The 13,100-nt window shown below is 30.5% G+C and carries 19 protein-coding genes; all 19 read left to right on the top strand.

Going from position 1 to position 13,100, the window contains the following annotated elements:
- Position 1: 1 nt before the first annotated feature.
- On the top strand, positions 2-244 hold the full coding sequence (locus IC173_RS11745) for a hypothetical protein (RefSeq protein WP_095904183.1): 243 nt from the start codon (positions 2-4) through the stop codon (positions 242-244).
- A gap of 72 nt (positions 245-316) precedes the next feature.
- The gene (locus IC173_RS11740) at positions 317-559 is read left to right on the top strand and encodes a hypothetical protein (protein WP_227855599.1); all 243 of its coding nucleotides are present in this window, start codon (positions 317-319) and stop codon (positions 557-559) included.
- Positions 560-1,192 carry a hypothetical protein gene (locus IC173_RS11735; RefSeq protein ID WP_227855598.1) on the top strand — a complete coding sequence of 211 codons (633 nt, stop codon included), beginning with the start codon at positions 560-562 and terminating at the stop codon, positions 1,190-1,192.
- A 22-nt stretch (positions 1,193-1,214) separates the two neighbouring features.
- Entirely contained in the window at positions 1,215-1,409 is a 195-nt protein-coding gene (locus IC173_RS11730) for a hypothetical protein (RefSeq protein WP_227855597.1), read from the top strand.
- Between the two features lie 44 nt (positions 1,410-1,453).
- Positions 1,454-2,017: a phage scaffolding protein gene (locus IC173_RS11725; protein WP_227855596.1), complete on the top strand. Its 564-nt coding sequence runs from the start codon at positions 1,454-1,456 to the stop codon at positions 2,015-2,017.
- Positions 2,018-2,028: 11 nt separating this feature from the next.
- Positions 2,029-2,919 carry a capsid protein gene (locus tag IC173_RS11720; RefSeq protein ID WP_227855595.1) on the top strand — a complete coding sequence of 297 codons (891 nt, stop codon included), beginning with the start codon at positions 2,029-2,031 and terminating at the stop codon, positions 2,917-2,919.
- A gap of 17 nt (positions 2,920-2,936) precedes the next feature.
- Positions 2,937-3,170 carry a hypothetical protein gene (locus IC173_RS11715; RefSeq protein ID WP_227855594.1) on the top strand — a complete coding sequence of 78 codons (234 nt, stop codon included), beginning with the start codon at positions 2,937-2,939 and terminating at the stop codon, positions 3,168-3,170.
- A gap of 9 nt (positions 3,171-3,179) precedes the next feature.
- The gene (locus IC173_RS11710; RefSeq protein WP_227855593.1) at positions 3,180-3,581 is read left to right on the top strand and encodes a hypothetical protein; all 402 of its coding nucleotides are present in this window, start codon (positions 3,180-3,182) and stop codon (positions 3,579-3,581) included.
- Entirely contained in the window at positions 3,575-3,922 is a 348-nt protein-coding gene (locus tag IC173_RS11705; RefSeq protein WP_227855592.1) for a hypothetical protein, read from the top strand. The genes IC173_RS11710 and IC173_RS11705 overlap by 7 nt, the downstream gene beginning before the upstream one ends.
- Positions 3,922-4,347, top strand: a complete 426-nt coding sequence (locus IC173_RS11700; RefSeq protein ID WP_223195606.1) for an HK97 gp10 family phage protein — start codon at positions 3,922-3,924, stop codon at positions 4,345-4,347. The genes IC173_RS11705 and IC173_RS11700 overlap by 1 nt, the downstream gene beginning before the upstream one ends.
- Positions 4,340-4,777 carry a DUF6838 family protein gene (locus IC173_RS11695; protein WP_227855591.1) on the top strand — a complete coding sequence of 146 codons (438 nt, stop codon included), beginning with the start codon at positions 4,340-4,342 and terminating at the stop codon, positions 4,775-4,777. The genes IC173_RS11700 and IC173_RS11695 overlap by 8 nt, the downstream gene beginning before the upstream one ends.
- A complete protein-coding gene (locus IC173_RS11690; protein WP_413927551.1) occupies positions 4,761-4,946 on the top strand; it encodes a hypothetical protein in 186 nt (61 codons plus the stop codon). Before IC173_RS11695 ends, IC173_RS11690 begins: the two co-directional genes overlap by 17 nt.
- Positions 4,947-6,257, top strand: coding sequence for a phage tail sheath family protein (locus IC173_RS11685; protein WP_227855589.1), 1,311 nt, complete (start codon positions 4,947-4,949; stop codon positions 6,255-6,257).
- Between the two features lie 31 nt (positions 6,258-6,288).
- Positions 6,289-6,747, top strand: coding sequence for a phage tail tube protein (locus tag IC173_RS11680; RefSeq protein WP_021418476.1), 459 nt, complete (start codon positions 6,289-6,291; stop codon positions 6,745-6,747).
- 67 nt (positions 6,748-6,814) lie between these two features.
- Positions 6,815-7,255, top strand: a complete 441-nt coding sequence (locus IC173_RS11675) for a phage tail assembly chaperone (RefSeq protein ID WP_227855588.1) — start codon at positions 6,815-6,817, stop codon at positions 7,253-7,255.
- 266 nt (positions 7,256-7,521) lie between these two features.
- Entirely contained in the window at positions 7,522-8,316 is a 795-nt protein-coding gene (locus IC173_RS11670) for an SHOCT domain-containing protein (protein WP_227855587.1), read from the top strand.
- 68 nt (positions 8,317-8,384) lie between these two features.
- Positions 8,385-10,727 carry a tape measure protein gene (locus tag IC173_RS11665; RefSeq protein WP_227855586.1) on the top strand — a complete coding sequence of 781 codons (2,343 nt, stop codon included), beginning with the start codon at positions 8,385-8,387 and terminating at the stop codon, positions 10,725-10,727.
- 12 nt (positions 10,728-10,739) lie between these two features.
- Complete coding sequence (locus tag IC173_RS11660; protein WP_227855585.1) at positions 10,740-11,429, top strand: LysM peptidoglycan-binding domain-containing protein; 690 nt, start codon at positions 10,740-10,742, stop codon at positions 11,427-11,429.
- Positions 11,422-13,100, top strand: a 1,679-nt coding sequence (locus IC173_RS11655; RefSeq protein WP_227855584.1) for an NlpC/P60 family protein, incomplete at its 3' end; no start/stop codon positions are given. The genes IC173_RS11660 and IC173_RS11655, both read left to right, overlap by 8 nt.

Below are 13,100 nucleotides of genomic sequence, written 5' to 3'. Positions count from 1 at the left end.
CATGGTACTTATAAAGAAAAATTATATAAAAGATGATAAAGTATCTTATTTTTATCAACCAGAAGAAGATGGAGAGTTTGGAGAAGTTATACTTTATACTAAAGATAAATCTTTTGATATAGTAAAAATAGCAGAAAGAGACAGTGAAGGGAATCATTTTTATATGTCTCATGTTTACTGTATGATACGTAAATTTATAGAAGAAAATAATTATCCAGATGAGAAAACATCTTATTGGTATTAGAAAGCACTTGCTAAATAATATATTAGTAGGTGCTTTTATTATGTAAAAATTTAGTTGAGAGGGTGATTTGAAATGCTTAAATTATATATTTTATCAATAATTGTGTTTTGTGCTGGGTTTTATTTGTATATGTTAAGGCTTGGAAATATTAAAGAAGTAATCGAAGCTTTAAAAAAGTATAAGGGTTGGAAAAAAAGTAAAATTATTTTTATAGCTTTGTTTCCATTGTTAAACTTTATTCTTGGTTTAATATTTATAGTAGTTTCTTTGTTTGCAACAAACAAGGATATAATAGAAAGTTTGGAGGATGAATAAATGGCTAGATTTGTAAAGAAAGCAGTTGAAGTGGAAGCTTTTAGATTAGGTTATGATGATTTACCAAAATGGTTTGTTGGGAATGATAGAGTTTGTAATTTTATACAAGAAAAATGTATTGGTGGTAATGCGAGTTGTGACTTAGAAACATTAGAAGGTACTATGAGAGCAAATAAAGGGGATTACATTATACAAGGTGTAAAAGGAGAAATATATCCTTGCAAAGCTGATATATTTGAAATGACTTATGAGAAAGTTGAATATACTGCAACTATTGAAAATTTAACAAACTATGCTGAAAATTTAGAACAAAAGCATAAATACATTGATAAAGAAAAGGTTAAGAAAAATAACTTAGAATTTTCAGCTAAGTTGGAGCTAGATACAACAGATTTTGAGGAAAATATAAAAAGTGCTACAAAAGAAATTGGCATATTTAACGAAGCAGTGAGTAATTTAGAAGAAAATTTAAATAGAATATTTGGAAAAGAAAAAATTAATGAAACAAAAATAAAAATAAAAAGTCCTACAAAGCAACTTTCTGATGAGGATTTGGAGTATATAAGAGAGACAGCATCTAAAGATATAAAAACACGTTTTGCTAAAGAAGGGAAAACTAAGATAAGTTATTAGATAAAAAAGGTAGGTGATTTTAATGTGTATATTAACTCAAGTTATAGTTGTAGTTTGTGTAGTACAAATTGTTATTAATTGTATTGCTAATCTTAGTGTAAGTATTCTTTGCAATAAATTAAAAAAAGAAAATAAAGCTAATATAGACGAAGTTTCTGATGAAATTTTAAAGAAGGTAAAAGAAGAGCTAAATAAATCATTAGAAAAAAGTCTTTAAGAGGCTTTTTTTTATTTTGTAAAAAATGAAAGGAGATATTAGAAATGGATTGGATAAAAGAATTACTGGAAGGAATAAAAATCGAGGATAACAAAATTGATGTAGTTTCTCTTCAAAAGTCTATAGAAAAGAAAATAAAAGAGACTACAGTTACTCAAGAAGATTATGTAAATCTTGAAACACAACTTAATACAGCTAATGAAACTATTAAAAAGTTTGAAGGAGGTATGACAAAAGAAGATGTAGATAACTTAAAAACAACTTATGAAACTGATAAGAAAACTTTAGAAGAAACTTACAAAAAAGAAATTGAAGAAAAAGACTTTAATTACTGGTTAGGTGATGCTTTCAAATCTGTTAAATGTAGAGATGAAATCGCATTAAAAGCTCATTTAGACATAGAAAGCTTAAGAAATAGTAAAGATAGACAAAAAGCTTTTGAAGAGCAAATAAATCCTTTGAAACAGGATAAAGATTATTTGTTTAATGCAACGCTAGAAGGTGAAGAACCTAAAATAGATACGATAACACCAGGTCAAGAGCCTAAGATAAATGATTTTGGTTTTAATTTTACTGGGGTAAGACCTCATGAAAATAATAATAAATAGGAGGAAATAAAATGGCAGCACTAAATTATGCAAAAGAATATTCAAATGTTTTAGCACAAGCATATCCTTATACTTTAAATTTCGGGGATTTGTATGCAACAGAAAATAATGGAAGATATAGATGGACTGGTTCTAAAACAATAGAAATACCAACTATATCTACAACTGGGAGAGTTGATTCAAATAGGGATACAATTGCAGTAGCTCAAAGAAACTATGATAATGCTTGGGAACCTAAAGTATTAACTAACCAAAGGAAATGGTCAACTTTAGTTCATCCAGCAGATATTGACCAAACTAACCATGTAGCTTCAATAGGTAATATAACTCAAGTATATAATGAAGAACAAAAGTTCCCTGAAATGGACGCTTATTGTATATCTAAAATATATGCTGATTGGACAGCACTAGGCAAAGTAGCAGATACAACAGTTATTACAACTGCAAATGTCTTAGAAATATTTGACATGATGATGGAAAGAATGACAGAAGCTAGGGTTCCGGAAAATGGAAGAATATTGTATGTTACACCAGTAATAAACACTATTATTAAAAATGCTAAAGAGATACAAAGAACAGTAAATATAAAAGATGGAGGGACTTCTCTTAATCGTCAAACAACTGATATAGATACAGTAAAGATAATTAAAATTCCATCAGCACTTATGAAAACTGCATATGATTTCACAACTGGATGGAAAGCAGGAGCAGGAGCTAAACAAATAAATATGTCTTTAATACATCCATCTGCAGTAATTACACCAGTCTCTTATCAGTTCGCTACTTTAGATGAACCAAGAGCAGTTACAGAAGGAAAATACTTGTACTTTGAAGAAAGTTTTGAGGATGTATTTATATTAAATAAAAAAGCTGATGCTATACAATTTGTTGTTGAAGCGTAGAAAAGGAGTGATATATAGTGCCACAAGTAAAAAAACTAAATAGAATACTAACTATAGAAGAATGTAGAATAGATGATTTTTTAGAGATGGGATATGATTTGATAGATGAAACTGGTAAGGCAGTAAAATATGGGAAGTCATTAAATATAAAAGATTTGGTGGCTGAAAATAATATTTTAAGAAATAAAGTTGAGTCTTTAGAAGAAGAAAATAAGCAGCTTAAAGAGAAAAATAAGCTTACTAAAAAGTAGGTGAAAGTTATGGAAAATAATCTGATTGATGATATAGAAAAAAGACTTGAAAACTTTGGATATAAATTAAAAGATGGGGATAAGTGGTTAATAAATTTTGTAAGAGAAAAAATAGAAAATATTATTAAACTAGATTGCAATATAAATGAAATCCCAAAAGAGTTATACAATATAGAAGTAGATATGATAGTTGGAGAGTTTTTGTTTACTAAGAAGAATATGGGTCAATTAGATATAGAAAGTCTTAATTTTGAAACTGTAGAAAAGTCTATATCAGAAGGTGATACAAAGATAGACTTTGCTATAGGAAGTGGCTCACAAACACCCGAACAACGATTTGACAGTCTTATAGCATACCTTACTGCTTATGGTAAAGATAAAATATTAACCTTTAGGTGTTTAAGATGGTAAGCAAATCAAGGAAAGCAATAGAACTTTTATATAGAGATAAATGCACTATAGTAGAATATAAACCAATTAAAGACCCTGTAAGTAAAAGAACAAATAACAAAGAAGTGATTGTATTAGAAAATCAACCTTGCAAGCTTTCATATAAGAACATTACTTCTACAGAAGAAGGAAAAGTGGCTAAACTTACACAGACGATTAAACTCTTTATATCTCCAAATATAAATATTAAGGCAGGTTCAAAGCTTATTATAAATAATAAAGAATATGTAAAAAGTGGAGAACCTGCTATATATCCAAATCATCAAGAGGTAATATTAGAACTATTTGAGGATAAAGCATAATGGCTAGATGGGGTAGTGTTGATTTTAGAGAGTTTAAAAGAGCTTGTAAAAGGATGGAGAAATTTACAAAGATTGATTTAGATAAATTTTGTAAAGATGCAGCAAGAGAATTAGCAGCAAGGTTACTAGGAAAAGTAATTAGAAGAACACCAGTTGATACAGGATTTCTAAGAGAAGGCTGGAGTGGAGTAGCTTACGCTAGGTCGCTTCCTGTTTACAAACAAGGTAATAATTATATTATAGAAGTTGTTAATCCAACAACATATGCAAGTTATGTTGAATTTGGTCATAGAACTAAGAGTGGCAAGGGTTGGGTAAAAGGGCAACATTTCTTGACTATCTCAGAAATGGAGTTACAAAGTCAAGTTGATAAGATTATAGAGAAAAAATTACTAATCTTGTTGAAAGGAGTGTTTGATGCTTAATAGTATTATAGATGGAATATCAGTAAGGTTAGATAAAACATTTGGAGAAAATTTTACAATTTATAGTGAAGATGTGGAGCAAGGTATAAATGAACCTTGTTTTTTTATTGTTCCTTTAAATCCAAGCAAGATACCATATCCAAGTGGCAGGACATTAAATAAGAACTCATTTGATGTACATTATTTTCCAAAAAGCAATGATAAATCATTTGAGATAAATGAGATAGCTGAAATGTTGTTGGAGGAATTAGAGTATATAGAAATTGATGGAGATTTAGTAAGAGGTACAAATATGAACTTTGAAATTATAGATAATGTACTACATTTCTTTGTTGATTATAACTATTTCACTATAAAAAGTAATAATACAGATAAGATGAGTGATGTTGAATTGTTTGGTGGATTAAAGAGAGGTGATAAGCTTGAGTAAAACATTAAGTAAAGAAGAAAATTACAAGTTCACTAAGGAGCAGATAGTTAATTCTAAAAAATATGTAAATAGAAAAGACTTATTAAATGCAATTTTAAAAGAAAATGAGTTATATTCTTTCTCAGAAGTAGAGGAAATAATAAATAAATTCATGAAAGGAGTGAGTTAGATGGCTTTAGGTGGAGGAACATTTGTAACACAAAATAAGGTACTACCTGGTTCTTATATAAACTTTATTTCAGCTAAGAGGGCAACCAGTTCTCTTAGTGATAGAGGTATTGTAGCAATGCCAATTGAACTTGATTGGGGTATTGATGAAGAAGTATTTCAAGTTACAAGCGATGATTTCGAGAAGTATTCAACAAAGTTCTTTGGATATGATTACACTCATGAGAAGTTAAAAGGTCTTAGAGATTTATTTAAAAATATAAGGCTAGGATACTTTTATAAACTAAACAAAGGAGTTAAAGCTAGTTGTAGTATTGCTATAGCTAGATGCAGTGGTATAAGAGGTAATGACTTAAAAGTAATAGTTACAACAAATGTTGATGATAATACTAAATTTGATGTTGTAACTTTGCTAGATAATAAGAAAGTAGATACACAAATAGCTAAAGTCATTACAGATTTAATTGACAATGACTATGTTAGTTGGAAAAAGGATGCAACACTAGAAGCAAGTGCAGGACTTGTATTTACTGGTGGTACTAATGGAGAAGCAGTTACAGGGACAGAATATCAAGCTTTCTTAGATAAAATAGAAAGCTATAGCTTTAATGCTTTAGGATGTTTGGCTACAACATCAGAGATTAAGAGCCTATTTGTAGAGTTTACTAAAAGGATGAGAGATAAGGTAGGGGCAAAATTTCAAACTGTACTATATAAGAAAAATGATAGTGATTATGAAGGTGTAGTATCTGTAGAAAATAAGATTAAAGATACTGGATTATTAGAATCTAGTTTAGTTTATTGGTCAACTGGTGCTATAGCTGGATGTGATATAAATAAATCTAATACAAATAAGCGATATGATGGTGAGTTTGATGTTGATGTTAATTACACTCAAATACAACTTGAAGAAGCTTTAAAAACTGGTAAGTTTATATTCCATAAAGTAGGTGATGAAGTTCATGTATTAGAGGATATAAATACTTTTGTTAGCTTTACAGATGATAAAAATGACGATTTTTCAAGTAATCAAAGTGTTAGAGTACTTGACCAAATTGCTAATGATATAGCAACTTTATTTAATGAAAAGTACTTAGGTAAAGTTCCAAATGATAAAGCTGGTCGTATCTCGTTTTGGAATGATGTTGTTAAGCATCACAAAGAATTAGAGAATATAAGGGCAATAGAAGATTTTAAAACTGAGGATGTTTTGGTGGAACTTGGAAATGACAAGAAAACTGTTATAGTAAGTGATGCTGTTAAGGTTATAAATGCTATGACTAAACTTTACATGACTGTTTCAGTTAGTTAGAGAGGAGAGTAAAAAAGTGAGTAATATTACTATGAATTCAAAAGATGCAATAAGTGCATCCTTAGCAGAATGTTTTGTAACAATAGAAGGCAAGAGATACCATCTGATGCAATGTATAAAAGTAGAAGCTAAGTTTGAGAAAACTAAAAGTGAAATACCAATCTTAGGTAGAACAGGAAAAGGGAATAAGACTACAGGTTGGAAGGGAACAGGAAGTGCAACTATTCATTATAATACTTCTATATTTAGAAAACTTATGCTTAGATATAAGGAGACTGGAGAAGATGTATATTTTGATATGCAAATTACTAATGAAGACCCTACATCAAGTGTTGGGAGACAAACAATTATATTAAAAGAATGTAATATGGATGGTGGCATATTGGCTACATTTGATGCAGATAGTGAATATTTAGAGGAAGATATAGATTTTACATTTGATGATTTTGAAATGCCAGAAGAATTTAAAATATTATTGGGAATGGAATAAAACACACATTTATAAATTATAGATGTGTGTTTTTATGTAAAAATTAAAATAAAAGGAGAATTAAGAAATGAGTAATTTAAGTGCTTTTTTAAGTCAAAATGCAATAAAAAATGAGAATGTAATGTATGTGGCAAGTGATAGATTTTTAGATGAAGAAGGAAAACCAATAAAATGGGAATTGAGGGTACTATCTTCCGAGGAAGATGAAGCATTAAGAAGAAATTGTACCAAAAGAGTAAAAGTGATTGGTAACAATGGTAAGCATACTGGACAATATACAAGTGAAATTGACTACAATAGTTATGTAGCTGAATTATGTGTAGCATCTACTGTATTTCCCGATTTGAAAGACGTTGAGTTACAAAATAGTTATGGAGTAATGGGAGAAGCTCAGCTATTAAAAACAATGCTTACAGCAGGAGAATATGTAAATTACACAGTAAAAGTGAATGAAGTAAATGGATTTGATACAACTTTTGAAGAAAAAGTAGAAGAAGCAAAAAACTAATTCGAGGTGGCGATTTTGATGCTAGCATAACTCATTATTGTATTCAAAAATTAAAGTGGAAACCTGGTGAATACTTGAATTTAGAAGTTAATGAGAGAGCATTAGCAGCCGCCTCGATACTTGTTAAAATAGAAGATGAAGAAGAAGCAATGAAAGAAGCTGAAAGAGAGAAAAAGAGAGGCAGAAGGAGATAATGTATAATGTAAAAATTGTACTAGTATAGTATAATAATATTATAAAATTATTATGCTAGGGGGATTAAATAAATGGGATTATTTGGTAAGAAGAATAAGAAGCCTTGTTGTATTTGTGGAAGTGAAAAGGGGCTTATACCATCGATAGAAGGAGAAAACTTTTGTACAGCTTGTAATTGTAAATATATAGATTTCTCTGAAAAGATTCTAAAGGTAACTAGTATTATGAAAATGATGGCAGACTCAGAGGGAATGAAAAAGTTTATAGAGATTGAAAAGAACAACATGAAATTGTTAGATAAATTTAATGAGACCAAAAATATAAATTCTTCAGTTTCTTTCGATGAAGAGCAAAATCTTTTAAAAATATCGTATAAAAATAGAAACCAAATATTAGTAGAGAAAATAATAAAATTTGATGATATATTAGAATTTGAACTTTTGGAAGATGGAGAAACTATAGTTAAAGGTGGTTTAGGTCGTGCTATAACTGGAGGAGTTTTGTTCGGAGGTACAGGTGCTGTAGTTGGAGGAATTACAGGTAAAAAAACAAGCAGAAAGGTTGTAGAAGTATTTAAAATAAAAATAACTTTAAAGGACATAAATAATCCAATTGAATATATAAATTTAATTAATAGTAAAGTAAAAACAAACTCTTCTATTTATCAGAAAGCTTTTTCTGATGCCCAAGAAATATTATCAATACTATCAATAATTACAAAATATAATGTAACAGAAGATAAAAAAGAAGAATCTATGTGTAACTCTACAGCTGATGAAATATTAAAATATAAGAATTTATTAGATATGGAGGCTATTACACAAGAAGAATTTGATGCTAAGAAAAAGGAATTATTGAATTTATAATAATAAAAGCACTTACTTAAAAACAGGTAAGTGCTTTTATTATTATCAAAAAGAAGGGCGGTTGAAAAATGGCAACTATACAAACCTCAATCCGAATTTTTGATGGAATGACACCTGCTTTTAGACACATGACAACTGCTATGAATATAGTACTGAGTTCATTTGAGCAATTACAAAGAACTTCTAGTAATGCAGTAAATGCTAATAGCATAATAAGAGCTAGAGAAGAATTGGCAAGAGCAGAAGCTGGATTCGATAGATTAGAGCAACAGATAAGAGAAGCTGATGGGCAACAGCGAAGACTTAATGAAGATATAAATAAGGGGGCAAGTTCTACAGATAGATTAGTTGGAAGTGTCAAAAAGGTTGTTGGGGCTTATATGGGCTTAAAAACATTAGGAGGGTTAGCAAATTTAAGCGACCAAATGACGAGTACAAATGCCCGTTTAAACATGATAAATGATGGTCAATTATCTGATGGAGGACTAAATAAGATGATTTTCCAATCGGCTGAAAGGTCTCGTGCATCTTACTTAGACACAGCGAAAATAGTCTCAAGGATAGGTATGAATGCAGGAAGTGCATTTAGTAGCACTAGAGAAATAGTAAGCTTTGCTGAACAATTGAATAAAAAATTTATAATAGCAGGAGCTACTACACAAGAAATGAGTTCAGCATTATTGCAGTTAACGCAAGGATTGGGTTCTGGCGTATTAAGAGGTGAGGAACTGAATGCTGTATTTGAGTCAGCACCCAATATTATTAAAAGCATTGCCGATTATCTCGATGTGGACATTGGGAAAATTAGAGGAATGGCAAGCGAAGGAATGTTGACAGCTGATATTGTAAAAAATTCCTTGCTTGCTGCATCAGCTGAAACTAATGCTCAGTTTGAAAAAATGCCTTACACTTTAGGTCAAATTTTCACATCAATCAAGAATAACGCAGTCATGATTTTCGGAGCCATACAGAAGAAAATTGAGGATACAGTATCAAGTGAAGGATTCCGAACCTTTATAACTGATGTTAAGGACTCCTTATATATACTTGGAGCAGTTGGATTTAATGTATTTAGTGGATTTATTAATTTACTAAGTAGTCCAGCTTTTCAAAGCTTTTTTAATGTGATGATTGTTGGCACTAGTTTAGTCGTGCAAGGGCTAGGTTGGATAATAACACAAGCACTTAGTGTTGCTAATGTATTTTCGCGAAATTGGAGTATAATTTCACCTATAATTTTAGGTGTAGTTTCAGCTATTAGTACCTATATAATAACTCTTGGTATTATGCAAGCAGTTACTATAGCTGGAACTGTAGCAAATTGGATGTCGTGGACATCTGAAGTTATTAGACAAAGAGGAATTTTAGGAACAGCTAGAGCTTTAGCAATAGGAAAAGCTGAACAATGGGGATTTAATGCTGCTATATATGCATGTCCTATTTTTTGGATAGTTCTAGGTATAATTGCAGTAATAACTGCTGTATTTATATTAGTAGCTGTGTATAACCATTTTGCAGGAACAAATATAAGTGTAATAAGCCTTGCTGTTGGAGCTTGGTATTGGTTATGTGCAGTTGTTTACAACGTAATTGTAGGGATAGTAAATGCGATAAATATTTGCGTAGTTGAAATAGCAAATATCTTTAGAACTGGCTTATATGCAGTGCAATGTTTCTTTATTGATATGGCTAATGCAGGACTCAAGGCAGGTGTTAATTTAGACAAAGCTTTTGATAAATTTGCTACCAATCTAGCAAATGGTATTATAAAGGCTGTTAATATAGCTGTAAAAGGATTGAATTGGTTAGTACAACAGATTAATAAAATTCCAGGACTTGATTTACCACAAATGAAAGAATTTCAAAAAGTAAATACTGTAATTGGTACAAAAACAACATTTAAACCCATTCAAAAACCGCCTGAGCCTAAAGCATGGAAACCAGAATTAGTAGAGTACAAAAATTTAAAGTCAGAGTTTATAAAAGGATATGATGTAGGACATCAATTACAAAACAAACTGAAAGACACTTTTGACATTAGCAAAATAGCAGAAGATGCAAAGAAAAAGCTTGGACTTGACGACCTTTGGGATAAAAAGTATGGTTTAGGTGATGGATTTGGTTCGGCAGGTCTAAATTCTCCGCTTGGGGATGCTGCCAAAGGAGCGAAAGATACTGCGGGAAATACTGCAAAGATGGCTAAGACCATGGATAAAAGTCAAGAAGACTTAAAATACTTAAGAGACATAGCAGAACAAGAGACTATCAATCGTTTTACAGGAGTCAACATTAAAATTGACATGAACAATACAAACAACATAAGTAAAGATACTGACTTAGATGGAATAGTTAATGTCTTAACTGAGAAACTGAATGACGCTATGGTTGTATCTGCTGAGGGAATAGTTTAGGAGGTGATATAAATGGCTTATGATTTTTATTTAGATGGAGTGCAATTACCAATCACACCTGGCAAATTAGAAGTAAAGATAACAAACAAAAATAAAACTGTAGACCTTATAAATGATGGTGAAGTAAACATATTAAAGACTCCTGGCTTATCAGAGTTTTCATTTGAAGCAGAATTTACACATAATAAACTACCATTTTATCGTGGTCAATTTAAAGATGTCCAATTCTTTTTAAGTAAACTGGAATTACTAAAGACAGATTGTAAGCCATTTCAGTTCATTGTGTCTCGACAACTTGGCAATAAAGTACTATTTAACACTAATAGAAAAGTATCTCTTGAGGAATATAACATAGTAGAAGATGCAGACAATGGTTCAGATTTTAAGGTTGCAATAAAGTTAAAACAATATAGAGATTACTCAACTAAAAAATTAGTTCCTGCTCCACCTAAAAGTGATACTGGTAGACCTAATGTAAAAATAGAGCCTAAGAGGGTCGATTCTGTTAATGCCCCAAGTGGTAAGACTTATACAGTAAAATCGGGTGATTCTCTTTGGTCAATCTGTCAAAAACAACTTGGTAATGGTTCATTATATAAGAAAGTATATGAGTTAAATAAAACTATGATGGATAAAGCGAATAAAGGTAAAAACTTAAGTAAATACACCATCTATAAAGGGCAGGTGTTAAAACTTGGCTGATGATTTAGTTTTGGCGAATGATAGAGATGTAAGATTGGTTATTGCACACTGGGAAGATTTTTACGAACCTGCCGTTATTGATGGAATCACATGGGAAATTGAAAGACGAGGAACACCAAGTAAATTAGAATTTACAATAGTAATGGATGATATACTACAGTTTTGTGAAGGAAACTCTGTAAGGTTATATTATAAAGGAATAGGTATATTCTATGGATATATATTTCAGAAGAAAAGAGATAAGGAAAACCACATCAAGATAGTTGCATATGACCAGTTAAGATACTTTAAGAATAAAGATACTTATGTGTATAGTAATAAAACAGCAAGCGAACTTATAAAAATGTTGGCTAAAGATTTTAATTTAAAATACAACGTTATAGAAGATACAAAATATAAAATATCTAGAGTTGAAGAAAATAAAACACTCTTTGATATGGTTTTAACTGCACTTGATGATACTTTAAGAGAAAAAAAAGAAATGTTTACCTTGTATGATGATTTTGGAAGGATAACATTAAAAAATGTTGCTTCTATGAAACTAGATACTGTTATGAATAATGATGTCATAGAGGACTTTGACTACAATTCTTCGATTGATAGTGATACTTATACAAAAATTAAACTAGTAAGAGACAACGAGGAGACAGGAAAAAGGGATGTTTATATTGCACAAGATTCTACGCATATGAGAAGTTGGGGAATACTTCAAATGTTTGATACAGTAGACAAGAACATGAGTGAAGCAGAAATAAAACAAAAATGTGATATACTTTTAAAACTATATAATAAGAAAACTAAGTCACTAAGTTTAAAAAATGTGCTTGGAGATATTAGAGTGAGAGCAGGTTGTTTAGTACCTGTTTTTTTAGATTTGGGAGATATAGAAGTTCAAAATTATATGCTAGTTGAGAAAGTTAAACATACTTTTGAAAATAATTCGCATTTTATGGATTTAACTTTAGTTGATGGAGACGAATTTGCTTCTTATTCTTCAAGTTCATATTCAAGTGGAAATACTAACAATAAAGATGAAAAGAAAAATGGTCCTGCACAAAGTACTACAAAAACAGGTAAGAAAGTCCCAGCATTATTTACAGCATATTATCCAGGAAACAATGCAATGGAAGGCGGGAAAATAGATTGTAATGGAAAACCACTTGATGTAAAATCAAGAACCGTTGCAGGTCCAATGAACCGAGAAGGAGTTAAGAAAACTTGGTATACTGATGATTTTCTAAAGAAACATCCTGTTTTTGAATATGGTGACAAAGTAAAAATTATACTTCCTGGTACAGCTTATGATAACAAAGTATATACAGTTAAGGATAATGGAGGAAGAATATATGTTGAAACAAACGGAACATACCATATAGATATACTATTAGCTAATGCCAGTGAATGTAAAAAATTTGGTAGAAAGAATGGCTATATAATTATAGGTGGAGATGAAGAACAAACATATCAAGTTGAAGGTAATAACCAAAATAGTAATGCAGATAATTCTAAAGCAGATAAACTAATTAGCATAGCAAAAAGCAAGCTAGGTTGTAAATATGCTCGAGGAGCAGAAGGACCTAACACTTTTGATTGTTCTGGGTTTACTCAGTGGTGTTATAAACAAGTAGGCATAAGTATTCCTAGGACAGTTGCAACACAAAGTAAAGCAGG

This window comes from Clostridioides sp. ES-S-0048-02 (assembly GCF_020658495.1).
In the GTDB taxonomy this organism is placed as follows: Bacteria; Bacillota; Clostridia; order Peptostreptococcales; family Peptostreptococcaceae; genus Clostridioides.
The sequence above is the reverse complement of the archived record's forward strand: the minus strand, read 5'-3'. Positions and strand labels throughout refer to the sequence as shown.